Raw genomic sequence first — 26,136 nt, forward strand, 5'->3', positions numbered from 1 at the left:
TTATATTAATTATTTTACCTATTTTTAACTCAACAACAACAATTATTGGCTCATTTACAAAAAAGAAAACTATGGATAGTTATATCATCACTTTAGGAACCTACCTTATTTTAATGTTATTTTTCAAGGTATTTTTTGCTGTTGCAGGTAAAGAATAATTTAAAATATCAATGTGCTAAAATCACTTCACTATGTTGAAGAAAGATTTACGCATAAAATATTTAAAACTACGTAGTTCCCTAACACCCTCTCAATTATCTTCTCAAAGTATTGCAATTGCGAATTCAGTTTTGCAATTGCCAATATGGAAAAATTCATATTTCCACATTTTTTTACCGATTGAACAAAAAGCCGAAATAGATACTGAAGGTATTATATCTATTCTTCTTGGTCTTGATAAGAATGTAATCGTTCCAAAAATTAAGTCTCCGACCGAATTAGAACATTTTTTACTTACCGACAACACAAAATTTACATCAAACAGCCTCAATATTCCCGAACCTGTCGATGGTATTAACATTGAACCGAATAAAATAGATGTGGTATTTATCCCGTTATTAGCTTTTGATAAGGCTGGCAATAGAATAGGATACGGAAAAGGATATTACGACCGCTTTTTAGATCAATGTAGAGAAGATGTCATTAAAATCGGACTATCATTTTTTGAAGCTGAAAATTCTATAGATGATATGGACACTACAGATATACCTTTAGATTTCTGCGTTACACCTACTAAAACCTATTCTTTTAAAACGTCTTGATCTTGAGTGCTTTCAGGTTCTTGAACTAGTACCTCTTCTTTATTAAATGCTCTTTTATTAAAAACTAAAAGTATACCTACGCCAGTGCTTATAGCAGTATCGGCAATATTAAAGACAGGTTCAAAGAATCTAAAATTTTGACCTCCTACAATAGGCATCCAAGTGGGCCATGTAGAATCTACCATCGGGAAGTATAACATGTCTACTACCTTACCATAAAACAACTTGCCGTAAGGTTCATCAGAAAATAGGGTCGCGACCACATTATAGCTTTCATTAAATATAGCACCGTAAAAAACAGAGTCTAAAATATTACCTAAAGCCCCTGCAAATATTAATGAAACTGCCCAAATTAATGTGTTAGATGCTTTTTTCTTAATGACATCAAAAAGCCAATAACCGATACCGAATATGGCAAATAATCGAAAGATAGTCAGTACTAATTTTCCGATATTATCTGAGATCGGCAATACATCACTAAGCTTTGCACCCCATGCAGCCCCCTCATTTTCAATAAACAAAATTTTGAACCAGTTAAACACCTCAACAGACTCACCCAATACAAAATGGGTCTTTATATAAATTTTGCTCCATTGATCAATAATTAATATCAATAGAATAAATAGTACAGATTTTTTAATGTTCATGGGCTTTAATCAATGAGCGCAAAAATATAAATATTATTCGGTTTTACTAAGATCTATATTACCGGTAACCGTTTGTAATTTAAAAATTGAATTACCGTAGGGTATTTTATTGGAAGATACTGTACCATATTTACTTTCAGCGGAAATTTGAGCTCCGCCAGAAATTATTGCAATATGACCACTTTGCGATTTTACGTTAGCATTTGCTTCCACTTTATTTAATACACAAGCACCATCTGATAAAGAAATATTCAATTCCTTAAAAACGCCTTCAACCACTACTCTAGAATTGGTGCCGAAAATTTCAAGTTGTTTATGCTGGGGAATATTTAACTTTAATAAAATAGAAACTACTTTATGCGCACTTAATTTATCAGTCGGGTTTTCGAAACTCGGAGAAAAGCCGGTTTCGACAATAAGGGTAGTACCATTAGTTGAGACTTTTAAATCTAAATCTTGACTATACTCACCTTCCATCTCTGCTTCAATAGTAATTTCATTACCCTTATTAGTCTGCACCTCTACTATGAAACAATTGGTAGCATCTACCTGAATAAGACCAATATGTGCTGCCAAAATCTTATTATACATCTTCTTTTGAGCACTAAGCCCTAAAGAAAGTAACAATAAAAAATAGAGAAAAAATCTTTTCAAAGTAGTACCTATTAAAAAACGCCCCTAAAGGCGTTTTAATTATGATTGCATATTCTTAGCTTCAATGCTAAGCGTGGCGTGCGGCACAAGTTTTAACCGCTCTTTATTGATTAGTTTTCCTGTTACACGACAAATGCCATATGTTTTATTCTCGATGCGTAACATCGCATTCTTTAGGTCACGAATAAATTTCTCTTGCCTAATAGCTAATTGCGTATTAGCTTCTTTACTCATTGTTTCAGAACCTTCTTCAAAAGCCTTAAAGGTAGGCGAAGTATCATCGGTACCATTATTACCATCATTCATATAAGCACTTTTTAAAAGCTCTAAATGATTTTTTGCCTTCTCTATTTTATCTTCTATCAATATTTTGAATTCTGCCAAATCTTTGTCAGGATATCTTACTTTTAAATCTTCTGCCATCTTTTAATATTTTTCAATAAACAATTTAGTGTTCACCTCGTCAAAAGCAATTTCTATGCCTTTATCCAATTTTTCAACAAAATTTAATTCTGCCGTCAAGGTCTCTGTTTTAATATACTCAATATTATTTTTAACAGCTACTTCAACAAAACCATCTTTTAATATTTGAATTGCAATTTTATCTGTCACTTCAAATCCTGAATCTTTTCTAATATTCTGAATTCTATTGACTAATTCTCTTGCAACACCTTCATTTCTCAACTCCTCATTAATTGTTACGTCTAAAGCAACAGTTAATTTACCAGAGGTCGCGACCATCCAACCCTCAATATCTTGAGAGGAAATCTCTACATCTTGTAACTGTAAAGTAATACTTTTATTTTCTATCTGTATCGATAATTCGCCATCCTGCTCAATTTTTTGGATATCATTCTGGTCGAAACCATTGACAACTTGAGCAATTTGCTTCATTTCTTTACCAAACTTCGGACCTAATGTCTTGAAATTAGGCTTTATACGTTTTACCAAGATACCAGAGGCATCATCTAATAGCTGAATTTCCTTAACGTTAACTTCAGATTTAATTAATTCTGATACCGCTTCAATTTCTTCTCTGTCCTTATCATCTAAAACGGGAATCATTATTTTCTGTAAAGGTTGACGCACCTTTATTTTCTCTTTTTGACGAATAGATAATACCAAAGAAGAAATAATCTGCGCTTTCTGCATTTTAACTTCTAAGCTTTGATCGATTAGCGACTCATCTGCCACCGGAAAGTCTGCTAAATGCACACTTTCAAAACCATCTTTTACCGTTGCCCTGTTCAAATCTAAATACAATTGATCCATGAAAAAAGGAGCAATAGGCGCCGATAATTTAGAAACAACGTCTAAACAGGTGTATAGCGTTTGGTATGCCGCGATTTTATCTTGGGCATACTCGCCTTTCCAAAAACGTCTTCTACATAAACGTACGTACCAGTTACTTAGATTTTCTTGAACAAAGTCAGATATTGCTCTTGCAGCACGTGTAGGCTCATACTCATCGTAAGCCGTGTCTACCGTCTTAATCAATGTATTTAATTCTGAGATGATCCAACGGTCTATCTCTGTACGTTCAGCCATCGGCACATCTGCTTCGGCATAGGTAAACTTGTCTAAGTTAGCATACAGTCCAAAAAATGAATAGGTGTTATATAAGGTACCAAAGAACTTTCGCTTAACCTCAGCAATGCCTTCGGTATCGAACTTTAGGTTATCCCAAGGGTTGGCATTACTAATCATATACCATCTTGTAGCATCTGCACCATGTTCGTTCATAGTTTCGAAAGGATCTGCAGCATTGCCTAATCGCTTAGACATTTTCTTACCTTCTTTGTCTAAAACCAGTCCGTTTGAAACTACATTCTTATACGCGACAGAATCGAATACCATGGTTGAAATAGCATGTAATGTGTAAAACCAACCACGGGTCTGATCAACACCTTCGGCTATAAAATCTGCCGGAAAGGTTTTTCCGTCATCAATTAAATCTTTATTCTCAAAAGGATAATGCCACTGTGCATAAGGCATAGAACCACTATCGAACCAAACATCGATTAAATCGCTCTCTCGTTTCATCGGTTTACCCGATACTGACACCAATGTAATTTGATCAACTATATTCTTATGTAAATCTATTTTATCGTAGTTCTCATCAGACATGTCATCGACTACGAAATCTGCATAGATATCTTTTTCTAAAACTCCCGCTTTAACCGCCTTTGCCATTTCTGACTTTAGCTCTGCAACCGATCCTATTATTATCTCTTCTTTACCATCTTCTGATCTCCAGATTGGTAATGGAATTCCCCAATAACGAGACCTAGAAAGATTCCAGTCATTTGCATTCGCCAACCAATTACCGAATCTACCTTCACCAGTTGCTTTTGGTTTCCAGTTAATTGTTTGGTTCAACTCAAACATTCTATCCTTAACATCGGTTACTTTTATAAACCAAGAATCTAACGGATAATACAAAATAGGCTTATCTGTACGCCAGCAGTTTGGGTAACTGTGCACATACTTCTCTACCTTAAAGGCTTTATTTTCTTCTTTTAATTTAATGGCAATTTCTACATCTACAGAACGCTCAGGCACTTCACCATCTTCGTAATATTCGTTCTTTACATATTTACCACCTAACTCTTTTAACTCTGGTCTAAACTTACCTTGTAAATCGACTAATGGAACCAAGTTTGCATTTTCATCTAACACCAACATTGGTGGTATTTCTGGTACTGCTTGTTTAGCTACAAAAGCATCATCTGCACCAAAAGTAGGTGCCGTGTGTACGATACCTGTACCATCTTCGGTGGTAACAAAATCACCAGCAATTATTCTAAAGGCGTTTTCTGCATTTTCATAAGGCAACACATAATTTAATAACTGCTCGTACCTAATACCCAATAAATCTTTTCCTTTAAATTCTTTTACAACATAGAACGGTATTTTCTTATCACCAGACTTGTATTCTAATAACTCAGCCTTTTCTGATACTTCTTTGAATTTACCCGAGAATTGTTTGCCTACCAAATTCTTGGCAAGTATTACATTCATAGGTTCGAACGTGTATTGGTTATATGATTCTACTAAAACATAATCTATTCTTGAACCTACTGTCAATGCAGTATTAGAAGGTAATGTCCAAGGGGTGGTCGTCCAAGCTAAAAAGTAAACCGTGCCTTCGTTCTGTAAAAAATCTGGCAATGTTTCTTCGACAGCTTTAAATTGTGCAGTAACCGTAGTATCTGTAACATCTTGGTAGGTGCCTGGTTGATTTAGCTCATGAGAGCTTAAACCAGTTCCTGCCTTTGGTGAATATGGCTGTATGGTATAACCCTTATATATTAAATCTTTTGAATATATCTGTTTTAACAACCACCAAACAGTTTCCATGTATTTGGACTTATAGGTAATGTACGGATCTTCCATATCTACCCAATAGCCAACTTGTTTGGTCATAGCATTCCAAACATCGGTATATCTCATAACCGCTTTTTTACAAGCTGCATTATATTCTTCTACCGAAATTTTAACCCCGATATCTTCTTTTGTAATACCTAATTCTTTTTCGACACCTAACTCAATAGGAAGACCATGAGTATCCCAACCAGCTTTACGCTTTACTTGAAATCCCTTCATGGTTTTATACCTAGGGAAGATATCTTTAATGGTTCGTGCCATTACATGGTGTATACCAGGCATACCGTTCGCTGAAGGCGGACCTTCATAGAATACATAACTCTCTTTACCCTCTCGAGTAGATATACTTTTTTCAAAAATGGCATTCTTTGACCAGTAGTCAAGTATTTCTTCTGCGACCTTTGGTAAATTCAATCCTTGATATTCTGTGAACTTCATACAAAATGCTTATAGTATTGGATTTTAAAGGCTGCAAAATTATAAAATTTTAAGCAAAGAGGAGTGTATTGACAGTACTGAAATGCTTATAAACCACGTATTAAAGGATTAATTCACCTCTTAAACATCCAAAAGTTAAATTTCTGCGTATATTAACACGGAACAATTAACCATTAAACGTTTACAAAAATGAAAAAAGTAATTTTAGGATCATTAGCAATTTTAGCACTTAGTATGTCAGTTTCTTGTAGAGATGCTGCCGATAAAGCAAAATCTGCAACTGAAGAAGCTGGTGCAGCTTTAGAAAATGCAGGTGAAGAGTTAAAAGAAGCTGGTAAAGATTTAGAAGAAGCTGGCGAAGGTGCAATGGACGCTGCTAAAGAAGCAAGTGAAAATGCAATGGATGCTGCTGAAGATGCTGCTGAAACGGTAAAAGAAGCTGGTCAAGATGGTATGGACGCTGCTAAGAAAGCTGGTGAAGAGACTATGGATGCTGCTAAAGATGCAGGTAATGACGTAAAAAAAGCTGCGAATGATGCAGCTGACAAAGCAGCTCAAACAGCTGAAGATGTAAAAAAGGCGGTTAAACACTAACAATATCCTTTTTTTTTATAATTTTAAAAGACCCGTTACCAACGGGTCTTTTTTATTTAAAAATGATATCCCACACCAATAATCATGTGTATACCTGGCGCTACTATACCAGAAGAATATGTTCTATACCGCTGATCTGTAAAATTCTCTAAACTAGCGGTTACCTTAAATTGATTCGTAACATCATATTTAGAGCGAAAATTTAAAGTGTACCATGAAGGTGCGAACGGATTTCCATTTTCATCTGTAGCATAAATGTACTCTTTAGACCTTTCTGATACCGCAAGATCATCGTACCCTATTTCACCATTATAATTCAAGAATAGATCTGTTCGTAGCCGCTGATTTTTCCATACGATATGAAAATCCCCAAAAGTAGGTGCCGCATGCCGTGCCGGTGTTTCTGAACCATCATCTTCTTCTTCTACACCTTCTGTAAATGTCAAGTTTGAAGATAGTGACCATTGTTCGGTCAAATAAGCTTCCAATCCAAATTCAAAACCATACACATAGGCTTTAGCTGCATTTTGAATTGCCTGCACATTACTTAACTCGCCGCCATATTCTATTTCTGAAACTCCATTGTAACTAAAATCTCTACGCACCAAAGCGTCTACTAAATACGTGTAATAAGCTGCTCCTTTTAGAATTATTTTATCGTTTATGTTTCTCTGTATGCCTATCTCTGCATTGTATGCATATTCGGGTTCTAAATCTGGATTTGGTACGACCACAGACCCTAGTTCTGAATCAAATATTTTACCGACATCATCTATATTCGGTGCTCTAAAACCTGTTGAACCATTTAATGTTACCTGAAGATTAGCTCTAGGAAACCAACTAAAACCAATACTACCGGTTAATGCTCCTGTACTTAAATCTGCCGTTTTGAACGGAAAATCATAAAACGTATCATCAAAAACAGCATCTACCCAAACATGGCTATATCGCAAACCCGACATAATTGTAAAATTTGGCTTTACCTTGTACTCTCCATTTGTATACCCTGCCAAACTTTGCCAAGTAGAACCATCTGGATACCTTGATGCAGCATCGGTTTTTTCGTCAGTGTTGATATTTAAATCAAAACCATTTGACCTTACTTTATTATATATATACTCGGTACCATAATAGAGCCTAAAATCGCCAATTTTTTTATTCTCTAGGTCGATATTAAAGTTTACCGCATCTACCTTTTCTTTGGTAGTATTTCTTATCTCGTCTTGAAAATCTCTATTTATCCTACTTTCTTCAAAATGTTGATATGCAAAACCTAGTTTTAAACCATCATATACTTTTCCGTTTCCTTTTTTCTGTACTTGCGCATTTGCCATAAACCACTTTTGTGGCCCGTAATCCCATTCAGCAGAACGCAAGCCTAAACCATCGCTAGTTGGTCTAATTAAACGGTCGTATCTAGAATAGTTTGATGCTTCGCTATAATAGGTGCCTAAATTTAAATCCCACTTTGCATTGGGTTTAAACAGAAGTTTTTGCATAAAATTTATTTGATCATAACCTGTGGGAACTTGTTTCTTTGGAGAATCATTTTCTACCAACTCATCAATACCGTTTACTGTTTTTATGTATGTATTCCTTAAATATGAATCCGGGCCGTGAGAACCCATTCTTAAATCTTGAAAATTATTATAAGTTAGACTCGTAAGTGATGACCAAGTTTTTTTACCTAAGTTAATATCGGCATGCACCGTATTCTCCATATTCGCCGTTCCAAATCTATAATCGGCATTGCCATGTACCAAAAGACTATCGTTTTGAGATAACATCGGTTTTTTGGTGTAGAAGTTCATTACGCCGCCAATAGCATCACTTCCATAAATAACCGAACCCGGACCAAAAATTACCTCTGTGTTTTTAATTGTAAAGGGATCAATAGATATTACATTTTGCACGTTACCACCCCTAAATATGGCATTGTTCATTCTTACACCATCTACAGATAACAATAATCTATTTGTAGCAAAACCTCTAATCATAGGGCTACCACCACCCATTTGGCTTTTTTGAACAAATACTTTACCACTATTCTGTAGCAAATCTGCAGCTGTTTGCGGTGTAGAAAAAGCGATAGCTCTTGCATCTAATGAGATAATTCTATTGGGTATATCTCTTTTTTGCTGCTCCCATTTAGACACAGACATCACCACTTCATCTAATTGCTGGGCTTTCATAATCAAATAAGCTCTTTGGCCTTGTCTTTGCAGTTGCTGCTTCGTTGTTTTAAATTCTTGATAACCGATATGCTTTAGCGTGATGCGTTCTTTACCCATAAATACCGAAGCATCGAAAACCCCATCGAAATTAGATAAGGCTATTTTCGATTTGTCTTTATTGAAAACGGCAACATTGGCAATCTTCTCTCCACTATCGGCATCTAAGACGGTAATTTGTTGAGCAGTGCCAAAAAAATAACACAAAAAAAGAGCTACGAACAAGTGCTTATACATAGGTATTGAAAACTTCATTTAAAACGGCAAGCGACTTTGGTTTTCTGAAACCTTGTAAATGCAATTCAAAATACAGAATTAAGGATTTCAGCAATTCTTGACGACTGCTTTTTTTCATCTTTACGGTATGCATTACATCAAAATTTGTGCCCAATAAGGTCTTGAAATGATAAATATTTTCTCCCCTAAGTATCGGATTCAATGATTCGGCAGCTACAAACTCACCTTCTAACAGATCAAAATAGGGCTTATCTATCTGGTATACATCAGGATAAAAACCTAAAAAACGTGTTAGCGATAACATAAAGTACAAATGAAAATTAGCGACTTCTTTATTCATATCTAACCATTGCAGCGATGCTTCAAGAAAGTCGAACATATCTTCGTTGCGCTCTTCTTCTCGAATGCTATTGCCTAAAAGCTCTGCTAAAAATAAAGTCATGGCATTTTTAGCCATGTCGGCATATAAAGTTTGATAGTGATAAAATACTTTTGCTTCTTTAAGGGTCTCTAATGTGCCCTTGTTTTTATGGTTGGCAACAATTTCTAATTGGGTTAAAGGCTGAAAGTAGGCGGACTTCAATTTTCCCTTTTTTGAAGCTAAGACTCCCCTTAATAAATATGATTTAATTCCGTCAGATGCAGTATAGGCTTTGACGATAAGACTTGTATCGCCGTATTTTAGTGCAGAAAATACTATAGCCTTTGTGGTTACCTGCATATTAGAACATCTATTTCAACAAAGATAGTTGATTGTAGTTTGGCGAAGACGTTCTATAAAAAAATGCGAGACCCTAATATAGAGTCCCGCATTATATTTTTACTTTTATAAATCTAATTTCTAGATAACACCTTGTGCTAACATTGCATCGGCAACCTTTACGAAACCAGCAATGTTTGCTCCTTTTACATAGTTACAGAAACCATCTTCTTCTTTACCGTACTCGATACAAGAAGCATGAATATCTTCCATAATTACTTTTAGGCGCTCATCAACCTCTTCACGTGTCCAGCTAATTCTTAATGAATTCTGAGACATTTCTAAACCTGATGTTGCAACACCACCTGCGTTTGAAGCTTTACCTGGCGCAAATAATATTTTTGCATTATTGAAAACATGAACAGCATCTGCATTACAAGGCATGTTAGCACCTTCGGCAACACATATACATCCATTTTTCAATAGCTTTTTAGCATCATCTTCATCTAACTCATTTTGGGTAGCACATGGTAATGCAATATCACATTTTACTTCCCAAGGTGTTTTCCCTTTATGGAATTCGGCTGAAGCATATTTATCTACATACTCAGAAATACGGCCTCTTCTATTATTCTTAAGATCCATTACGAAAGCTAGCTTTTCATCGTTCAAGCCATCTTTATCATAGATATAACCGCTAGAATCTGAAAGTGTAACTACTGTAGCACCTAATAAAATTGCTTTTTCGGCAGCATACTGAGCAACGTTTCCTGATCCAGAAATTACTACTGTTTTACCTTCAAAAGTTTCATTCTTCGTCTTTAGCATACTTTGTGCAAAATATACAGTACCATATCCTGTAGCTTCTGGTCTAATTTTAGAACCACCCCAAGAAAGACCTTTACCTGTTAATACACCGGTAAACTCATTACGGATCTTTTTGTACATACCAAAAAGGAAACCTATTTCACGAGCACCTACACCAATATCGCCGGCAGGTACATCGGTATTAGGACCAATATGTCTGTTTAATTCTAACATGAAGGCATGGCAAAAACGCATTACCTCATCATCAGATTTACCTTTTGGATCAAAATCAGAACCACCTTTACCACCACCCATAGGCAATGTTGTAAGACTGTTCTTGAATACTTGCTCAAAAGCTAAGAATTTAAGGATACTCGCATTTACGGTTGGGTGAAAACGCAAACCGCCTTTGTATGGACCTATTGCCGAGTTCATTTGTATTCTATACCCACGGTTTACATGAATTTCACCTGCATCATCAACCCACGCAACTCTAAAAGAAATTAAACGTTCTGGCTCAACCATTCTTAAAAGAATATTCTTACCATTATATATTTCCTGATTTGCAATATATGGTATAACCGTTTCTGCAACTTCTTGCACCGCTTGTATGAATTCTGGTTCGTGACCATTTCTGGCAATAACCTCATCCATAAATGCTTTTATTTTATTTTCCATAAAGCTATTTAAACTTATTTAAATTATTGATTTCAAAATATAACGTCAAAATTATGCTATTTGTGTAATTTGATAGTGTATTTTTTCAAAAATCGATAAAAATTGTTGTTTTGGCAACAAACTACCTAATCTTGCTACATTTAATTTAACATTTGGTCAATTATTTTATTGCTTGTTCTAAATCTGATATTAAATCATCAACATCTTCAATACCAATACTTAATCTGATTAACGAATCAACCACTCCGTTTTTAAGTCGTACTTCTTTCGGAATACTTGCGTGGGTCATACTTGCAGGGTGACCGGCTAAACTTTCTACGCCACCTAAAGACTCTGCCAATGTAAAAACCTGTAACCGTTCTACAATCTTTATGGCATCATCATAATTACCTCCTTTAGGCACAAAAGAAATCATGCCACCAAAATCTTTCATTTGCTCTTTTGCAATATGGTGATTTGGATGATCTTCAAAACCTGGCCAGTACACCTTTTCAACTTTCGGGTTACTTTTAAGATATTCGGCGATTACCCTACCATTTTCACAATGGCGCTGCATACGTACATGCAATGTCTTTATTCCTCTCAAGACCAAAAAACTATCCATAGGTCCGCAAACGGCACCACTTGCATTTTGTATAAAGTAGAGTTTATCTGCTAATTCTTGGTCTTTCACTATTAGAGCCCCTACAACAGTATCGCTATGACCCCCAAGATATTTGGTAGCTGAATGCATTACAATATCTGCACCCAGTTCTAATGGCAATTGCAAATAAGGGGTAGCAAAGGTGTTATCTACCGCCAACAATATATCTTCCCCCTTGGTTAATGACGCTATTGCCTTTATATCTACAATATTCATCATTGGGTTAGTAGGTGTTTCTACCCAAATCAACTTTGTTTTCGTATTTATTTTATCACGTACAGCATCTGTACCCTGCATACCTACGAAATGAAAAACGATTCCGAATTTTTCAAATATCTTTTTAAATATTCTATAAGATCCGCCATATAAATCATTGGTAGAAATAACCTCATCGCCCGGTGCCAATAATTTAAGGACTGCATCGATTGCTGCAAGACCGCTACCAAAAGCCAAACCGAATTCGCCACCTTCTATACTTGCTAATGACTTTTCTAAAGCTGTTCTTGTTGGGTTGGCACTTCTTGAATATTCATAACCCTTATGACCACCTGGTGTAGTTTGGGCATATGTAGATGTTTGATATATAGGTGGCATAACAGCACCGTAAGCTGCATCTGGTTGTTGACCACCATGTATGGTTTTCGTATTAAACTTTAAGTTTTTAGAGCCCATATTCAAGAATTTATTACACAAATGTATTGTTATCTTTCGGGGAATACAATGAAGCTGTATTTTTACACAAAATCTATTTTCTCCATGAAATCTAAGCTTACCTGCCTACTTATTTGTTTTATCCTTATCTCTTGTAATACTAAGGACTCCCTTTCTTTTGAACCGTTGACCATCGCTACCGAATCTTGCGATAATTGTACTTCGGTACGTATCGAAATACCAGAGGCAACCGGCAAAACAAAATTAAGCAAGACCATCAACGAAGCCTTAGAAGGAGAAATCATCGCACTATTGAATTTTGATGAGGAAAGCAACGCGCAAAACTTAGAAGAAGCGAAAGAAGCTTTTGTTTATGATTATGAAGAACTAACCGGAAAATTCCCCGAAGAATCTATGCCCTGGGAAGCTACAATAGAAGGCGCCATAACTTTCGAAAACAAAGATATAATTACTATTAAACTAGAGTCTTACATTTATACCGGTGGAGCACACGGTTACGGTACGAACCGGTTTTTGAATTTTGACAAACTTAATGGCGTAGAATTATACCAAGAAGATTTATTCAAAAACCTAGACGACTTTAAAGTATTTGCAGAAGCTCTTTTTAGAAAACAAGAAAACATACCTACAGTAGGCTCTATAAACAATACTGGTTTTATGTTCGAATCAGAAAGTTTTTATCTACCTGACAATTTGGGGTATACCGAAAACGGACTTCTACTTTTCTACGAACCTTACGAAATTGCATCTTTTGCAGATGGCCCTATTTCATTGACCATACCCTATATTGAAGCAAACACTTTTTTAAAGTATCCGCAGCAGCAACCTTAAGCTAATTGCTTTAACAATAGTGAGATTTGCCCAATGTGAAGCCCTTCGTGAAACAAGTTAAATGCTATCGCATCATCAGCATTTTTAAGTGTTACACGTGCACTCGTTGTATACTCGTTGAATTTTTGAAAAAGTGACGTATTGTAATCTTCTATTAGCCATTCTGCTGTAGAAATTAAAAAATCTGCTAACATCATCATTTCTTCATCGGTAGCTGTACCATCTGGCACCGTACCTTTACTGAATTTGGCAACCAATTCTTCAGGTATACGCATTTTTAATCCGCTGAACTTATAGATAAGAACTTGTTGTGTTGCTATAGTATGGGCTATATTCCAATACACATTATTATTGAACCCTGCTGGAATATTAAGTAGTTTTTCTTTAGGTGTCTTTGTTAATATCGCATGTAGATTTCTACGATTTTGCAACATAATCTCAAATATATTCTCAGTCATCATTTCATATTTTAAGCTTTGTAAAAATAGCACAATTAATGATATTTAGGTTTCTTTGTATTTCTAAATCCAACATCGAATACTGGTGTTTTTTCTTTCGGAAGGATAAAAAACATCATTCTAAGCACTCAAAGTCATGAAAAAAATATACCATTTAAGTACTTGTTCTACTTGCCAACGTATTATCAAAGAACTACAACCACTTACAGATTTTGAACTTCAGGATATAAAAACTGAACCTATAACGCCTTCTCAGCTTAAAAAAATGCAAAGTCTATCTCATAGCTACGAAGATTTGTTCAGCAAAAGAGCGATTTTATATCGAGAACGAAATCTTAAAGAACAAAACCTTTCTGAAGAAAATTTTAAAGAGTTGATATTAGAACAATACACCTTCTTAAAACGACCTGTTGTTATTGTTGATGACCAAATTTTTATAGGGAATAGTAAAAAAGTGGTAGCGGCCGCTAAAACGGCAATCCACTCTTGAGCAAAAGATTATTAGCCATACTCGCTGCTATTGGGGCAACTACCATTTATGGTGTTAACCATACTATTGCCAAAGGTATTATGCCACATTATGTGCAACCCTTCGGATTTATAATTTTAAGGGTTCTCGGTGCAGCTATTCTATTTTGGTTGATTTCACCTTTCGGACCAAAAGAACGTATCGACCCTAAAGATTACCTACGTATGTTTATTTGTGCCTTATTAGGTATGGCTCTAAATATGTTGGTGTTTTTCAAAGGTCTTTCGCTCTCTACACCAATAAATAGCGCAGTATTAATTACAACTACGCCCATTGTTGTATTAATTCTATCGGCAGTAATTTTAAAAGAAAAGATATCGGGAAGAAAAATAATAGGAATTACTATCGGTTTACTTGGTGCCCTAGGCCTAATTTTGTTCGGCACCGAAGTAAGACAAGATGCCCCAAATATACCTCTCGGTAATTTCTTGATTTTTTTGAACTCTATGTTCTATGGATCCTACTTAGTATTGGTAAAAATATTAATCAGCAAATACCATCCATTTACCTTCATGAAATGGCTATTTTCTTTAGGTGTGCTTATTTGCCTACCCTTTGGATACCAAGAATTCATGGAAATTTCATGGAACACTTTACCTTTTGAAGCTTATTTCGGTATTTGTTTTGTAATTCTCGGAACAACTTTCTGTACCTATTTGTTCAATATTTTTGCGCTTACCCAGTTAAAAGCCTCAACTCTAAGTGCTTTTGTATATGTACAACCTTTAGTTGGTATTACCTATGCTGTGTTTACAGGTCAAGACACCATAACTACAATAAAAATTATTGCTGGTTGTTTTGTATTGGTAGGGGTATATCTTTCAAGTAAAAGACCTAAAAGGCAACTTCAAGAAGACTAAATATGTGATTTTTTTGCGTTTTCTAAATGAATCCTCATAATCTCACTTGCCTTACTTTCATCGCGATGGTGCATAGAAGAAACCAGATCAAGATGCTCTTGCATGATCACATGCAACGGTCTATTCAGACCTACAAGATCCATAAAAGGTAGTATTTTTGCAGATTTATAGAGTTGGTATAATGCTCTATTTCCACAATTCTTTACTATGAATTCGTGAAAATATCGGTCTATTTTATAGAAAACATATCCATTTTTCGGTCCATTCTCAAAAGGCACCAATAGATTTCTTAGGTCATCAATTTTAGATTGTGATGCATGGTTTGTAAAAAGTTTAACAGCCATGGTTTCAATTGCTATTCTACAATCGAACATTTCTGTAATTTCTTGAGCACATAATTCTCTAACCGCAAGACCACTATCTAAATTACCAACCAAAAGACTTTCTTGTCTTAACTGTAACAACACCACTGGTATCGTGTCATCTTTTATATTTAATGTATGCGATAATCTATGTTCGGTTATAAGTTGACCCGGCACCAATTTTTTGGTGACAATCAACTTTTTCACTTTACCATATGTATCTTGAAATATTTCTTCTGGCAGGCTAACCATTAAGCAAATCTGTTATTTGGTTATTTAAGAACTAATGACCTCACTAGTTTCTAGTTTATTTAACAAATTAAAAATAAGGTATTTAACATTACAATTCCTATAAATTTTTAGGAATTTTCAAGAATTTCCTTGTGTCCTCTTTGGTGAGTACTTTAAAACTAACTGCTTTCTCTATATCACTAAATTTACATCTTAATTCAATGGCTAGACCTGTTAACTTTCTTGACTCTAAACTGATCCAAGCACCCATCATTTCGCAACGCGCAATATTTTCTCCCTTGTCATTGTAAAAATTATGGTGGAATTCAAAAAATTTACCGTCTTCACTTAGTCCCATAATCTCTAGAGAAACTTTGACCTGATTACCAAGAAAGGCTTCTTTAAAATAATACATGTGCTCATAAAATGCTACAGGTCCTATTTTATAAGTAACCATAGTTTTTTGATCAAAGCCCTGCTCTATTAAAAAAGCCATTCGTGTGTGGCTCATAAGATTAACATATGCAGAATTCGCTAAATGACGATTCGCATCTATATCACTCCACCGTACTTCAAAATCCTTAATATACATTTTAATATTTTTTGTTATGCATGCATAATACCTTATAAAAATAACATAGTTTTGAAATGTAAGAACTACTGAACACCGTTTTTTATAGTTATTTTTAAATCACGTTCAAATTATCATCATTATGTCAAATAAACCCGCTTTCATAAAAGAATTATCACTGCCTGCAGTTGCAGCACCTATGTTTTTAATTTCTGGACCTCAATTGGTTATAGAATGTTGTAAAAATGGCATCGTTGGTACTTTTCCTGCATTGAACCAACGTACAAGTGAAGGATTTGAAGAATGGCTTATTGAAATAAAATCTGCCCTTAAGACCTTTGAAGAAGAGACAGGTAAAAAACCTGCCCCGTTTGGCGTAAACTTAATTGTACACGCAACTAACCCAAGATTAGAAGCAGATATAAAATTATGTGTGAAGCATAAAGTACCCTTGATCATCACTTCTTTAGGTGCTGTATCTCAGGTGGTAGATGCTATTCATAGTTATGGCGGATTGGTTTTTCACGATATTATTAAAAAACGTCATGCCGAGAAAGCTGCTGAAGCTGGTGTAGACGGATTGATTCTTGTTGCTGCAGGTGCAGGTGGTCATGCTGGTACCATTAACCCAATGCCTTTAGTTGCTGAAATAAAGAAATTCTACCATAAAACTATTCTTCTCTCCGGATGTATAAGTACGGGTCGAGATATCGCATCTGCCCTTCAAATGGGCGCCGATTTAGCGTATATGGGTACGCGTTTTATCAATACAAATGAAAGTAAAGCTTCACCTGAATATCGACAAATGATTATCGATGCAGGTGCTAGCGATGTGGTATATACCGCTTCAATTTCTGGTGTACACGCCAATTTTCTAGGTGCTAGTTTAAAAGCGGCAGGTATAACAGAAGAAGACCTTAAAAAAGATGTAAAAATAGATTTTGGCAAAGAATTGGATACCGAAGCTAAAGCTTGGAAAACAATTTGGTCTGCTGGGCAAGGTTCAGCACTTATTGACGATTCTATACCGGTTGCCGAGTTAGTATCACATTTAAAAACAGAATTTAAAGAGGCTATCGAAGAACAGATCAAAGTTCTAGAATCATATCCGAAGTAAATAAACATTCAGAATTAAAATCATGCCTCTACTTGACTCTACATATAATCCGCCTTTATTTTTTAAGAGCGGACACCTATCTACCATATATTCAGGGTTAGTTAGAAAAGTAGCCAATTTAGAGCAAATACGTATTCGAATTACTTTACCAGATGCTGATTTTTTAGATACGGATTGGAGCTATGCTTCATCTCCTTCCAAAAAATTAGTTATTATAATTCATGGCCTAGAAGGTAGTTCTAAGCGTGCTTACATGAAAGGCAGTGCGAAAGTTTTGACACAATCTGGCTATGATGTTTGCGCCATAAATCTTAGAGGATGTAGTGGTACCGCCAACAAATTGTTTCGCTCTTACCACTCTGGTGCTACCGAAGATTTACAAGCGGTTATTGAACATGTTTTACAGTTAGATGAATACCAAAATATTTACTTACACGGCTTTAGCCTTGGTGGTAACCTTCTACTAAAATACTTAGGCGAAAAACGTGAATTGCCTATTGAAATTAAAGGCGCAGTTGCTATTTCTGTACCATGTCAATTAGCAGATTCGCTTCATCAATTACTGCAGTTCAAGAACGCACTGTATGCCAAAAGATTTAAAGGCAACCTTCTCGTAAAATTAAAACAGAAACAACAGTCGTTTCCTGACCTTATCTCAGATACCGATATTGAAAACATTAAAACTCTTAAAGATTTTGATGATTTTTATACGAGTAGAGCTCATGGTTTTACAGACGCGATGGATTATTATGCCAAAAGTAGCAGTCTTCAATTTCTAGAAAATATTGATGTACCAACTTTAATTATCAATGCTTTAAACGATTCTTTCTTAGGGTCTGAATGTTACCCCATTGAAATTGCCAAACACCATAAAAACCTATTTCTTGAAATGCCAAAATATGGTGGGCATGTAGGTTTTTACGGCAACAATAATTTTACGTATGCAGAACGACGTACGTTAGAGTTTTTAGACAATATAGCATAACCTAGTCTAGGTTTTTTAAACAAATATAAATTCGTTCATACAAATTGTTACTTTCATAAAATTATTAGTTAAAAACTAAAACCGATCCTTATTAAATCTTACTTCGACTCGTAAAAATTCATATCTTAGTTGCTCAATTTACAGACAACACTTAAAAGATAGTAACGTATGCGCAAATTATTCACTTTATTAGCTCTTAGCACAATGATTATTAGTTGTGGCGAGAAAAAAGAAGAGAAAAAAGAAGGTTTTGAAATGAACAGAACCAAAAAAGAAGTTAAAAAAGAAACGGCAAGTGAAGGCGTGCCAGTTGATTTAGACAACAAAGGTGTTGGTCCAATTACCAGTGTTAGTTTTGATGATACCGTTAACGAAGAAATGGCTGCTGCTGGTAAAGAAAAATTTCAGGCTATTTGTACCGCTTGCCATATGGCAGAGCAACGTATGATAGGACCAGCATTGAAAGGTGTTTACGAGCGTAGAAGTCCAGAATGGGTAATGAACATGATTATCAACCCAGATAGAATGTTAAAAGAAGATCCTATTGCAAAATCATTATTAAAAGAATATAACAATGCAATTATGCTTAATCAGAATTTAAACGAAGAGGATGCTCGTAACTTAGCAGAATACTTACGTACGCTATAAAGTTAAACGCCAACCTAATACCGAAAACCCTTTCATGAATATGAAAGGGTTTTCTTTTTTTAGCAAACAATCTTTGTTACTTATAAAAGTATGTTTTCACTACTTTTTACGACCAATTGGGTATTAAATGATTGAAATATGCAAAACGTTAAAATAAAAATAGATATAGTTTCTGATGTTGCCTGCCCATGGTGTTATGTTGGTAAGAAAAGACTAGAAAAAGCGATAAAAGAATGGGACGGCGCCGAGATAGAAATTGAATGGCACCCTTTTCAATTAGACCCCAATATACCAAAGGAAGGTTTGGATAGAGATACTTATTTAACCAATAAATTTGGAAACTTAGAAGGTCCTCTTGAAATGACCAAACGTTTAGAAGAGAGCGGAAAAGAAGAAGGCATCAACTTTAATTTTGGTAAAGAATGGTTGGCAATCAACACCCTGCCATTGCATCAACTATTACACGTTGCTGGAGAAGAAGGATTTAAAGATGCCTTAAAAGAACGCTTAATGAGAGCCTATTTTGATGAGAATCTACATTTAAACGATGTTGATGTGTTAAGTACTATAATGGCTGAATATAATTGGTCGCCAGAAAAAACGAAAAATATTTTAAATGATGATGCTATTGCTTATGCTGTAAAAAAAGAAATTGCCCATTACCAGCAACGCGGTGTTAACAGTGTGCCTTTCTTTATCATCAATGATAAATTTGGGATTAGTGGTGCTCAACCACCAGCTGCATTTTTAGAGGCTTTTCAGCAAGTAGCTCCTTTAAAAATAATTGCTACAGGTGATAGTTGTGATCCATCAACCGGAATTTGCTAACTTAACCTTAGCTAAAAATCAATATTAATTTATAAAATAAAAACTATGAAATCATCATTTTCTGATATCATAAAAGGGGACACTCCGGTTTTAGTAGACTTTTTTGCTGACTGGTGTGGACCATGTAAAACCCTAGCACCTATTTTAAAAGATGTAAAAGGAGATTTAGGTGACGCTATTAAAGTCGTAAAAATAGACGTAGATAAAAATCAAACATTGGCTTCTCAATACCAAGTTAGAGGTGTACCTACTATGATTCTATTTAAAAACGGCAAGCAAGTTTGGAGACAATCTGGCGTTGTGCCAAAAAACGAATTACTACAGATTATTAAATCTAATTAATAGAATTTTAAACATACTGGACTAGGCAAATCAACCTGGCTTACAAAACTTAGAGTGCCATTATCTGCATCTCTATTAAAAACAACAATATTGTTGCTGCGTTGATTTGCTACCAGTACATATTTACCTGTAGGGTCTATAGTAAAATTTCTTGGCCAATCGCCTTTTACAGACTCTCGGCCTACTAAGTCCAGTTTTCCGGTATTTTTATCTATTTTAAATATCACTACAGTATTTTCCCCTCTATTTGTACCATAAAGAAATTTGCCATCAGCTGATAAATGAAGATCTGCACAATAGCTTTCTCCTTCAAAGTCTGAATCTACTGTATCATAGGTTTCCTTACCATAATACTTACCATCTTCTTTCTGAAACATTGTAATGGTCGAATTTAATTCATTGATTACATAAAGAAATTCTGTATTACTAGAGCTTACAAAATGCCTAGGACCTGCACCTTCTGCAACCACCAATTCTTTTTGTACGCTTGGAACAAAATTGCCATCTGTCGCTGTATATTTTTTAATTCGGTCCAGACCTAAATCAGACACAATTAATTCTCCATTTAAGAAAGAAGACATATGCGCATGGGCTTTTTTGGTAGAATCGATCACCTTATGATCAATAACTTGTGGAGATGGTTTAAGATTTCCATTTTCTAAGGCCTTATATACAGCAACATTACCACCCGTATAATTCGCAACGGCAACTAATTTTCCGTCATCAGCGACACCTACATAACATGGGTTGGCCCCATAAGTAGATTGCACATCTACCTCAAAAAGTGTGGTATCTTTTATTCTAAATGTAGTTATAGAGCCATCTTCCTTTTTAAAATCATCTACCTCACTTACAGCATACATTGAATTCTTATCTGGAGAGAAGGCTATATAAGAAGGATTCTTGATTTTTGCAGCTATAGATTTGTTTACCAATTCACCTGTATCTGAATTAAATTTGAAACGATAAATTCCTTCACTACCATTATCTGTATACGTTCCCACAAAAAGAAACTCTTCATTTTTTGACTCTTCCACCTTACAACTATTTAAAATAACCAACCCAATGCTCAAGATAAATAACCCGAATTTATTCTTCATTTTTCTATTTCTATTTTCTAAGAATATTCCCCATTAAGATGAGGGAATTAAACCCTAGTATTTAGATTAATAAATGTATAAAAGAATTCCTCAAAAACTAAGATTAATTCAATTCTATGTAACAAAATCTTCAATTTTACTACATATAAGAAAGAGATGACGATGGGATACGGCGGACAACCAATGAAAGTAATAAAGGCAAATAGGGCGCTACTTAAAAAAAGTAGAAGCTTTAGAGATTTGCGCAAAGATTATCTTGACTACTCGCAAGAAACCAAATTACACTTTAAAGAACTTACAGATGTAGAGCGTAAAATAGTGCGTGATAAAATAAGGGCGCAAGCTAAAAAAGACAGCATACAAGAAATAGGAATTTATATTCTTTCTATAGCTATAGTTTTAGGAGTCTTTTATGCTATCTATTATTTTAATTAAGAAGAAGTACAAAAATCTAGATTCTTATAAACCCCAAAGATTAAACGGGTTTTTAGTTTCTGGACCTTTTGCTTTAGAAAGAGGCTTATTAACCATAACCTTGTAGGTAGGATCTTCCATAACATTTACATCAATAATGTCTTCTGCATCATTTAAAAGGCTAATACAATCTTTACTTAAGTGCCTTAAGTGAACTTTCTTACCTTGGCTGTCATATCGCTCTGTTATTCTATTTAAGGCCTCAATTGCCGACATATCCGATACTTTACTTTCTGCAAAATCTATAATCACTTCGTCTGGATCGTTTGCAACATCAAACTTTTCACTAAAAGCGGTTACTGAACCAAAAAATAAAGGTCCATAAATCTCATAATGCTTTACCCCTGCTTCATCTACGTATTTTCGAGCTCTAATTCTCTTGGCACTTTCCCAGGCAAATACCAAGGCTGAAATTATTACGCCTATCAATACGGCTAAGGCTAAATTGTGTAAAATAACGGTGATTAAAGTGACCAATATCATTACAAAAATATCTGGTTTAGGCATTCTTTTCAAGGCCTTAAAACTTGCCCATTCGAAAGTACCAACAGCAACCATAACCATAACACCAACCAATGCAGCTATAGGAACAAGTTCTATTACCGGTGCTCCAAATAATATGATCATCAATATCGTTAACGCAGCAATTATACCTGATAACCTTGCTCTTGAACCTGCCGATAGGTTAACCAAGGTTTGTGCAATCATTGGACAACCACCCATTCCGCCAAAGAAACCATTCAAAATATTTGCGCCTCCTTGTGCCAGGCACTCTCTATTGCTATTACCTTTTGTACCAGTAATCTCATCTACCAAGTTCAAGGTAAGCAGACCTTCCGTAAGGCCAACCGCGGCCATTATTAATCCGTATGGAAAAATAATTTTAAAGGCTTCTAATGTAAAGGGGATAGTTGGTATATGAAATAAAGGTAAAGACCCACTAAGCGACTTCAACTCTTCACCAGGTAATGTATCTTGATTTATGATATCTACCACTTGCTTAGTATCTATCTTTAAAAAATACACCACGGCAAAAACCACAATAATTCCTATTAATGAAGCCGGAACTGCTTTAGTAAGTTTGGGAACAAAAACAATTATTGCAATAGTAAATAACACTAAGCCGACCATAGTATACAAAGTAGTACCTGTTAGCCAAACTGCGGCATCACCGACACCAATTTTAAATTGGTCCATTTGCGCCATAAAAATAATAATGGCCAAACCATTAACAAACCCAAACATAACGGGCTGAGGAACTAAACGAATAAATTTACCAAGCTTTAAAAAACCAACGATTAATTGAAAAACACCGGCCAAAGCAACTGCTGCAAAAACATATTCTAAACCGTGAGAATTCATTAATGCCATTAGTACCACTACGGTTGCACCAGCTCCACCAGAAATTAACCCAGGTCTACCGCCAAATATCGCCGTAACCAATCCCATAATAAAAGCACCATATAAACCTACCAATGGTGAAAATCCTGCAAGAATTGCAAACATCAATGATTCTGGAATCATTGTCATTGCAACCGTTAATCCTGCTAAAATTTCATTTTTATAGTCTACTTTTTGTTTGAAATCGAATAAATTGAAAATCTTCACCATGTGCCTCTAACTTTAAAGGGCGCAAAAATAGTAATATTTACTGGCCTCACCACAAACCTATTGATTATTAACAAATTATCTATCTACCAGCTTGTTATGCCCAATAATTTCTCTCCTAACGGTGATAATTTAGCAGTTTCATATTTGGTTTGTTCCCATTTACGCGGATCACCCGGAAATGCATACCCCTCAGGTGCAATTCTGTTCTTCCAAGAATTTACCCTCCAATTACGTATTTCTTCATTTTCTGGCTCTGCAGGCATCATTGAAATGTACTGCGCTATTCGAACTTTATCTTTTGACTTATTTGGTCGAATACCGTGAGGTTCTGTACTATTAAAAATCAATAAATCGCCAGCCTTCATTTTCACTTTTACAATTTTATCTTCTAAACCATCTAACGAAGGCTGAAAATGGTCTCGGTCTTCTGGCTGTGTTAATTTCCACGTATCGTAATTACGGTACAACCATGGTATGCATTGAAATCCGCCCATATTCTTATCTTCTTGGTCTGCTAATGCTAATACTCCTTGAACATTTTGTGGCTTGGTCTCTGGATCATAATCCCAATGTATAAATCCTTTCTTATCTACTCCTGGTGGTAATGGAAAATTTAGATTTGCACGATCAATAGTAACCCATAACTTTTCTGTTCCCCAAACATCTACAAAGGCATCATATACTTTTTGCGTTTGTCTATTGTTCCATAAATATTGATGGTTATATACCTCAACCATTCCGGTACCGGTTAATTCTTTCATTTGCATTTCTGCTCTTGGCGGTGCATACCATGTTGAAGAATCTGTCGCACTTTTTTCATCAAACTCCCAAAGAAAATCTGCCGTTATTTTAGATTGCTCTAGCGGTACCGCATTTTTGATAACTATGTATCCGTTCTCTATCCAGAATTTCCAATCTTCTTCGCTGAGTACACGAAGTGGTTTACCGTTAGATCGATCATTCAATTTTTGTTTACTACTTGTTGCTGTTGATGGATTACCGGGTATATCTTTGTGCGCTTTATTACCCTGCTCAACATTTTTGTTTGTCTGTTGCATCGTATAAAAAAATTTAGTTTGAATTATTTTATAAAACTACTGAGCGTTAGCAAATTGAACTACCTTAATATTGACCATAATTTGAACAATATTGATTTTACAGCTTCTCAATATTAAATTTATATGCAATTTTGTTACATTTAGCCCATGAAGATTGAACTAGAAACTATTGACCCCGCATCTAAAAGTCCGTTTAGACTTTTACATGACCCTAAGTTGAGCCATCTATTTTACTGGCATTTTCATCCGGAATATGAGTTGGTATATATTGAAGGAGCTAATGGTACCAGGCATGTTGGTGATCACATTTCTGAATATGAAGAAAACGACCTTGTATTGATTGGTTCTAACATACCGCATTTAAACTTCGATTACGGTGTGAAGACAGATTACCGTGAAGAAGTTTTACATATTAAACCTAATTTTAAAAATACTTTTGTTGACCCTTTACCAGAATTACAAAGCCTAAATAGATTACTAGATCTTTCTCGATACGGAATCGCTTTTCACGGGGAAACTAAAAAAGTAGTGGGCGAATTATTAAAGGAACTACACACCTTAAAACCTTTTGAATATTTCATGTCCATCATGAATATTCTTAAAAGGCTATCTCAAAGTAATGAGTTCGAATTACTACACAAAAAACCGTATAAGAATAGATATAGTAAAAAAGAACAAAGTAGAATTCGTGATATTTATGCTTTAATCGATGAGCGCTACCAAGGAAAAATTTCGGTAGATGAAGTTGCCAAATTCTGTAATTTAACGAAACCTGCCTTTTGTCGATACTTTAAAAAAGCCACAGGCAGCACTTTTATAGAGTTCTTAAATCAATATCGCATAAGCCAATCGAAACGTTTATTACTTACAGGAAAAAATGTTAGCGAAACTTGTTTTGAATGCGGATTTGAAAGTCTATCATACTTCAATAGAACGTTTAAAAAAGTAACAGGAGAAAATCCTTCAGCATTTAAAAAGAGACTTCAGCGCAATTAAATGAACTATGATTATATGCAAAAGAGGAAACATGTAACGTGAGACCTTTTTATTTTTAGCGGAACACAATGTCTACATTCATCTACCTTTTAGATGGGTAGCGAATAACCTCTAAAAATATACTCATGGAAATTTTCGACCCACTTTCATTCAAAACCGTTTTGCAAATAGTTATTGCAGCTGTTTTTATCTATTTATATATGATGTTCATTACCCGAATAACAGGTAAAAGAACATTCGCTAAAATGACAAGTTTTGATTTTGCAGTTACCATTGCCATGGGTTCTATTCTAGCAGATGCTGTAAACACACCTGAATCAAGTTTAATGCCCGCCATGGTTTCTATAGCCTTGCTTGCAGGTTTACAGGCATTATTCGCCAAGCTTTTATCATCATCTAATGCTGCACAAAAAGTAATAACCAATACCCCAATTCTTCTAATGAAAAACGGTATAATTTTAAAAGAGAACTTAAAAAAAGCATTGGTAAGTCAGGCAGATTTAATGGGCAAACTTCGTGAAGCAAATGTGTTACAACTGTCGCAAGTAAAAGCTGTCATTTTTGAAACTACAGGCGATATATCGGTTCTTCACACCGATAAACCTATAGATATCGATACTATCATAATAGAAGACGTAAAACCTGAAGCATAAAAAATGCCCTAATCTTAACGAATAGGGCATTCT

General features: G+C 35.1%; 27 protein-coding genes. 13 read left to right on the forward strand and 14 right to left on the reverse strand.

Annotated elements, in window-relative coordinates:
• Positions 1-191: 191 nt before the first annotated feature.
• Positions 192-761, forward strand: a complete 570-nt coding sequence (locus ACEN2N_RS07585) for a 5-formyltetrahydrofolate cyclo-ligase (protein ID WP_441823757.1) — start codon at positions 192-194, stop codon at positions 759-761.
• Here the strand turns inward: ACEN2N_RS07585 and ACEN2N_RS07590 are convergent.
• The 4 genes from ACEN2N_RS07590 to ileS are packed head-to-tail and all read right to left on the reverse strand — an operon-like array spanning position 740 to position 5,887.
• Positions 740-1,408: a lipoprotein signal peptidase gene (locus ACEN2N_RS07590; protein ID WP_441823758.1), complete on the reverse strand. Its 669-nt coding sequence runs from the start codon at positions 1,406-1,408 to the stop codon at positions 740-742. The two genes, ACEN2N_RS07585 and ACEN2N_RS07590, sit on opposite strands and share 22 nt — an antisense overlap.
• A 33-nt stretch (positions 1,409-1,441) precedes the next feature.
• Positions 1,442-2,062 carry a hypothetical protein gene (locus ACEN2N_RS07595; protein ID WP_441823759.1) on the reverse strand — a complete coding sequence of 207 codons (621 nt, stop codon included), beginning with the start codon at positions 2,060-2,062 and terminating at the stop codon, positions 1,442-1,444.
• 39 nt (positions 2,063-2,101) lie between these two features.
• Positions 2,102-2,485 carry a TraR/DksA family transcriptional regulator gene (locus ACEN2N_RS07600; RefSeq protein ID WP_424003310.1) on the reverse strand — a complete coding sequence of 128 codons (384 nt, stop codon included), beginning with the start codon at positions 2,483-2,485 and terminating at the stop codon, positions 2,102-2,104.
• A gap of 3 nt (positions 2,486-2,488) precedes the next feature.
• Complete coding sequence (gene ileS / locus ACEN2N_RS07605) at positions 2,489-5,887, reverse strand: isoleucine--tRNA ligase (protein ID WP_441823760.1); 3,399 nt, start codon at positions 5,885-5,887, stop codon at positions 2,489-2,491.
• A gap of 189 nt (positions 5,888-6,076) precedes the next feature.
• On the opposite strand from ileS, the gene ACEN2N_RS07610 reads away from it, so the two are divergent.
• On the forward strand, positions 6,077-6,481 hold the full coding sequence (locus ACEN2N_RS07610; protein ID WP_441823761.1) for a hypothetical protein: 405 nt from the start codon (positions 6,077-6,079) through the stop codon (positions 6,479-6,481).
• Positions 6,482-6,537: 56 nt separating this feature from the next.
• On the opposite strand, the gene ACEN2N_RS07615 is transcribed toward ACEN2N_RS07610, so the two are convergent.
• The 4 genes from ACEN2N_RS07615 to ACEN2N_RS07630 all read right to left on the reverse strand — a co-directional run bounded on the left by ACEN2N_RS07615 (position 6,538) and on the right by ACEN2N_RS07630 (position 12,449).
• Positions 6,538-8,967: a TonB-dependent receptor plug domain-containing protein gene (locus ACEN2N_RS07615; RefSeq protein WP_441823762.1), complete on the reverse strand. Its 2,430-nt coding sequence runs from the start codon at positions 8,965-8,967 to the stop codon at positions 6,538-6,540.
• A complete protein-coding gene (gene recO, locus ACEN2N_RS07620) occupies positions 8,942-9,670 on the reverse strand; it encodes a DNA repair protein RecO (protein ID WP_441823763.1) in 729 nt (242 codons plus the stop codon). Before recO ends, ACEN2N_RS07615 begins: the two co-directional genes overlap by 26 nt.
• Before the next feature lie 120 nt (positions 9,671-9,790).
• Positions 9,791-11,134, reverse strand: a complete 1,344-nt coding sequence (gene gdhA, locus ACEN2N_RS07625; protein ID WP_441823764.1) for an NADP-specific glutamate dehydrogenase — start codon at positions 11,132-11,134, stop codon at positions 9,791-9,793.
• 160 nt (positions 11,135-11,294) lie between these two features.
• Positions 11,295-12,449, reverse strand: coding sequence for a cystathionine gamma-synthase (locus ACEN2N_RS07630; RefSeq protein ID WP_441823765.1), 1,155 nt, complete (start codon positions 12,447-12,449; stop codon positions 11,295-11,297).
• An 84-nt stretch (positions 12,450-12,533) separates the two neighbouring features.
• Between ACEN2N_RS07630 and ACEN2N_RS07635 the strand changes: the two genes are divergently transcribed.
• Positions 12,534-13,280, forward strand: a complete 747-nt coding sequence (locus ACEN2N_RS07635; RefSeq protein ID WP_441823766.1) for a DUF3298 and DUF4163 domain-containing protein — start codon at positions 12,534-12,536, stop codon at positions 13,278-13,280.
• On the opposite strand, the gene ACEN2N_RS07640 is transcribed toward ACEN2N_RS07635, so the two are convergent.
• Entirely contained in the window at positions 13,277-13,738 is a 462-nt protein-coding gene (locus ACEN2N_RS07640) for a DinB family protein (protein WP_441823767.1), read from the reverse strand. The genes ACEN2N_RS07635 and ACEN2N_RS07640 overlap by 4 nt on opposite strands.
• Positions 13,739-13,874: 136 nt before the next feature.
• Here ACEN2N_RS07640 and ACEN2N_RS07645 point away from each other — a divergent pair, with 136 nt between their 5' ends.
• Together ACEN2N_RS07645 and ACEN2N_RS07650 are read left to right on the forward strand one after the other, a co-directional pair.
• The gene (locus ACEN2N_RS07645) at positions 13,875-14,228 is read left to right on the forward strand and encodes an arsenate reductase family protein (RefSeq protein WP_441823768.1); all 354 of its coding nucleotides are present in this window, start codon (positions 13,875-13,877) and stop codon (positions 14,226-14,228) included.
• Entirely contained in the window at positions 14,225-15,127 is a 903-nt protein-coding gene (locus tag ACEN2N_RS07650) for a DMT family transporter (RefSeq protein ID WP_441823769.1), read from the forward strand. The genes ACEN2N_RS07645 and ACEN2N_RS07650 overlap by 4 nt, the downstream gene beginning before the upstream one ends.
• On the opposite strand, the gene ACEN2N_RS07655 is transcribed toward ACEN2N_RS07650, so the two are convergent.
• Together ACEN2N_RS07655 and ACEN2N_RS07660 are read right to left on the reverse strand one after the other, a co-directional pair.
• Complete coding sequence (locus tag ACEN2N_RS07655) at positions 15,124-15,741, reverse strand: GntR family transcriptional regulator (RefSeq protein WP_441823770.1); 618 nt, start codon at positions 15,739-15,741, stop codon at positions 15,124-15,126. The genes ACEN2N_RS07650 and ACEN2N_RS07655 overlap by 4 nt on opposite strands.
• Before the next feature lie 97 nt (positions 15,742-15,838).
• Positions 15,839-16,312: an acyl-CoA thioesterase gene (locus ACEN2N_RS07660; protein ID WP_441823771.1), complete on the reverse strand. Its 474-nt coding sequence runs from the start codon at positions 16,310-16,312 to the stop codon at positions 15,839-15,841.
• A 121-nt stretch (positions 16,313-16,433) separates the two neighbouring features.
• Between ACEN2N_RS07660 and ACEN2N_RS07665 the strand changes: the two genes are divergently transcribed.
• From ACEN2N_RS07665 to trxA, 5 genes are all read left to right on the forward strand, one after another.
• Complete coding sequence (locus ACEN2N_RS07665) at positions 16,434-17,408, forward strand: NAD(P)H-dependent flavin oxidoreductase (RefSeq protein ID WP_441823772.1); 975 nt, start codon at positions 16,434-16,436, stop codon at positions 17,406-17,408.
• 22 nt (positions 17,409-17,430) lie between these two features.
• The gene (locus ACEN2N_RS07670) at positions 17,431-18,393 is read left to right on the forward strand and encodes a YheT family hydrolase (RefSeq protein ID WP_441823773.1); all 963 of its coding nucleotides are present in this window, start codon (positions 17,431-17,433) and stop codon (positions 18,391-18,393) included.
• Positions 18,394-18,561: 168 nt separating this feature from the next.
• Complete coding sequence (locus tag ACEN2N_RS07675) at positions 18,562-19,041, forward strand: c-type cytochrome (RefSeq protein WP_441823774.1); 480 nt, start codon at positions 18,562-18,564, stop codon at positions 19,039-19,041.
• Positions 19,042-19,179: 138 nt separating this feature from the next.
• Positions 19,180-19,869 carry a DsbA family oxidoreductase gene (locus tag ACEN2N_RS07680; protein WP_441823775.1) on the forward strand — a complete coding sequence of 230 codons (690 nt, stop codon included), beginning with the start codon at positions 19,180-19,182 and terminating at the stop codon, positions 19,867-19,869.
• A gap of 45 nt (positions 19,870-19,914) precedes the next feature.
• Complete coding sequence (trxA, locus tag ACEN2N_RS07685) at positions 19,915-20,211, forward strand: thioredoxin (protein WP_441823776.1); 297 nt, start codon at positions 19,915-19,917, stop codon at positions 20,209-20,211.
• Here trxA and ACEN2N_RS07690 read toward each other — a convergent pair.
• Positions 20,208-21,311, reverse strand: coding sequence for a lactonase family protein (locus tag ACEN2N_RS07690; protein ID WP_441823777.1), 1,104 nt, complete (start codon positions 21,309-21,311; stop codon positions 20,208-20,210). The two genes, trxA and ACEN2N_RS07690, sit on opposite strands and share 4 nt — an antisense overlap.
• 162 nt (positions 21,312-21,473) lie before the next feature.
• Between ACEN2N_RS07690 and ACEN2N_RS07695 the strand changes: the two genes are divergently transcribed.
• Positions 21,474-21,746, forward strand: coding sequence for a hypothetical protein (locus ACEN2N_RS07695; RefSeq protein WP_441823778.1), 273 nt, complete (start codon positions 21,474-21,476; stop codon positions 21,744-21,746).
• A gap of 24 nt (positions 21,747-21,770) precedes the next feature.
• Here the strand turns inward: ACEN2N_RS07695 and ACEN2N_RS07700 are convergent, their stop codons facing one another.
• Positions 21,771-23,396, reverse strand: coding sequence for a SulP family inorganic anion transporter (locus ACEN2N_RS07700; protein ID WP_441823779.1), 1,626 nt, complete (start codon positions 23,394-23,396; stop codon positions 21,771-21,773).
• An 83-nt stretch (positions 23,397-23,479) separates the two neighbouring features.
• Positions 23,480-24,454, reverse strand: coding sequence for a phytanoyl-CoA dioxygenase family protein (locus ACEN2N_RS07705; RefSeq protein WP_441823780.1), 975 nt, complete (start codon positions 24,452-24,454; stop codon positions 23,480-23,482).
• 147 nt (positions 24,455-24,601) lie between these two features.
• On the opposite strand from ACEN2N_RS07705, the gene ACEN2N_RS07710 reads away from it, so the two are divergent.
• A complete protein-coding gene (locus ACEN2N_RS07710) occupies positions 24,602-25,450 on the forward strand; it encodes a helix-turn-helix domain-containing protein (protein ID WP_441823781.1) in 849 nt (282 codons plus the stop codon).
• A 125-nt stretch (positions 25,451-25,575) separates the two neighbouring features.
• On the forward strand, positions 25,576-26,103 hold the full coding sequence (locus tag ACEN2N_RS07715; RefSeq protein WP_441823782.1) for a DUF421 domain-containing protein: 528 nt from the start codon (positions 25,576-25,578) through the stop codon (positions 26,101-26,103).
• The last annotated feature ends 33 nt before the right edge of the window (positions 26,104-26,136 follow it).

It is taken from the genome of Maribacter spongiicola, assembly GCF_052119685.1.
GTDB lineage: Bacteria > Bacteroidota > Bacteroidia > Flavobacteriales > Flavobacteriaceae > Maribacter > Maribacter spongiicola_A.

Bases quoted from the DNA above. Each gene is read 5' to 3' on its own strand.
- ACEN2N_RS07610 (WP_441823761.1), top strand. From the start codon at position 6,077: ATGAAAAAAGTAATTTTAGGATCATTAGCAATTTTAGCACTTAGTATG.
- ACEN2N_RS07585 (WP_441823757.1), top strand. From the start codon at position 192: ATGTTGAAGAAAGATTTACGCATAAAATATTTAAAACTACGTAGTTCC.
- ACEN2N_RS07715 (WP_441823782.1), top strand. From the start codon at position 25,576: ATGGAAATTTTCGACCCACTTTCATTCAAAACCGTTTTGCAAATAGTT.
- ACEN2N_RS07635 (WP_441823766.1), top strand. From the start codon at position 12,534: ATGAAATCTAAGCTTACCTGCCTACTTATTTGTTTTATCCTTATCTCT.
- ACEN2N_RS07700 (WP_441823779.1), bottom strand. From the start codon at position 23,396: ATGGTGAAGATTTTCAATTTATTCGATTTCAAACAAAAAGTAGACTAT.
- trxA (WP_441823776.1), top strand. From the start codon at position 19,915: ATGAAATCATCATTTTCTGATATCATAAAAGGGGACACTCCGGTTTTA.
- ACEN2N_RS07695 (WP_441823778.1), top strand. From the start codon at position 21,474: ATGGGATACGGCGGACAACCAATGAAAGTAATAAAGGCAAATAGGGCG.
- ACEN2N_RS07600 (WP_424003310.1), bottom strand. From the start codon at position 2,485: ATGGCAGAAGATTTAAAAGTAAGATATCCTGACAAAGATTTGGCAGAA.
- ACEN2N_RS07655 (WP_441823770.1), bottom strand. From the start codon at position 15,741: ATGGTTAGCCTGCCAGAAGAAATATTTCAAGATACATATGGTAAAGTG.
- ACEN2N_RS07690 (WP_441823777.1), bottom strand. From the start codon at position 21,311: ATGAAGAATAAATTCGGGTTATTTATCTTGAGCATTGGGTTGGTTATT.
- ACEN2N_RS07630 (WP_441823765.1), bottom strand. From the start codon at position 12,449: ATGGGCTCTAAAAACTTAAAGTTTAATACGAAAACCATACATGGTGGT.
- ACEN2N_RS07615 (WP_441823762.1), bottom strand. From the start codon at position 8,967: ATGAAGTTTTCAATACCTATGTATAAGCACTTGTTCGTAGCTCTTTTT.
- ACEN2N_RS07665 (WP_441823772.1), top strand. From the start codon at position 16,434: ATGTCAAATAAACCCGCTTTCATAAAAGAATTATCACTGCCTGCAGTT.
- ACEN2N_RS07680 (WP_441823775.1), top strand. From the start codon at position 19,180: ATGCAAAACGTTAAAATAAAAATAGATATAGTTTCTGATGTTGCCTGC.
- ACEN2N_RS07640 (WP_441823767.1), bottom strand. From the start codon at position 13,738: ATGACTGAGAATATATTTGAGATTATGTTGCAAAATCGTAGAAATCTA.
- ACEN2N_RS07590 (WP_441823758.1), bottom strand. From the start codon at position 1,408: ATGAACATTAAAAAATCTGTACTATTTATTCTATTGATATTAATTATT.
- gdhA (WP_441823764.1), bottom strand. From the start codon at position 11,134: ATGGAAAATAAAATAAAAGCATTTATGGATGAGGTTATTGCCAGAAAT.
- ACEN2N_RS07675 (WP_441823774.1), top strand. From the start codon at position 18,562: ATGCGCAAATTATTCACTTTATTAGCTCTTAGCACAATGATTATTAGT.
- ACEN2N_RS07670 (WP_441823773.1), top strand. From the start codon at position 17,431: ATGCCTCTACTTGACTCTACATATAATCCGCCTTTATTTTTTAAGAGC.
- ACEN2N_RS07710 (WP_441823781.1), top strand. From the start codon at position 24,602: ATGAAGATTGAACTAGAAACTATTGACCCCGCATCTAAAAGTCCGTTT.
- ileS (WP_441823760.1), bottom strand. From the start codon at position 5,887: ATGAAGTTCACAGAATATCAAGGATTGAATTTACCAAAGGTCGCAGAA.
- ACEN2N_RS07645 (WP_441823768.1), top strand. From the start codon at position 13,875: ATGAAAAAAATATACCATTTAAGTACTTGTTCTACTTGCCAACGTATT.
- ACEN2N_RS07660 (WP_441823771.1), bottom strand. From the start codon at position 16,312: ATGTATATTAAGGATTTTGAAGTACGGTGGAGTGATATAGATGCGAAT.
- recO (WP_441823763.1), bottom strand. From the start codon at position 9,670: ATGCAGGTAACCACAAAGGCTATAGTATTTTCTGCACTAAAATACGGC.
- ACEN2N_RS07705 (WP_441823780.1), bottom strand. From the start codon at position 24,454: ATGCAACAGACAAACAAAAATGTTGAGCAGGGTAATAAAGCGCACAAA.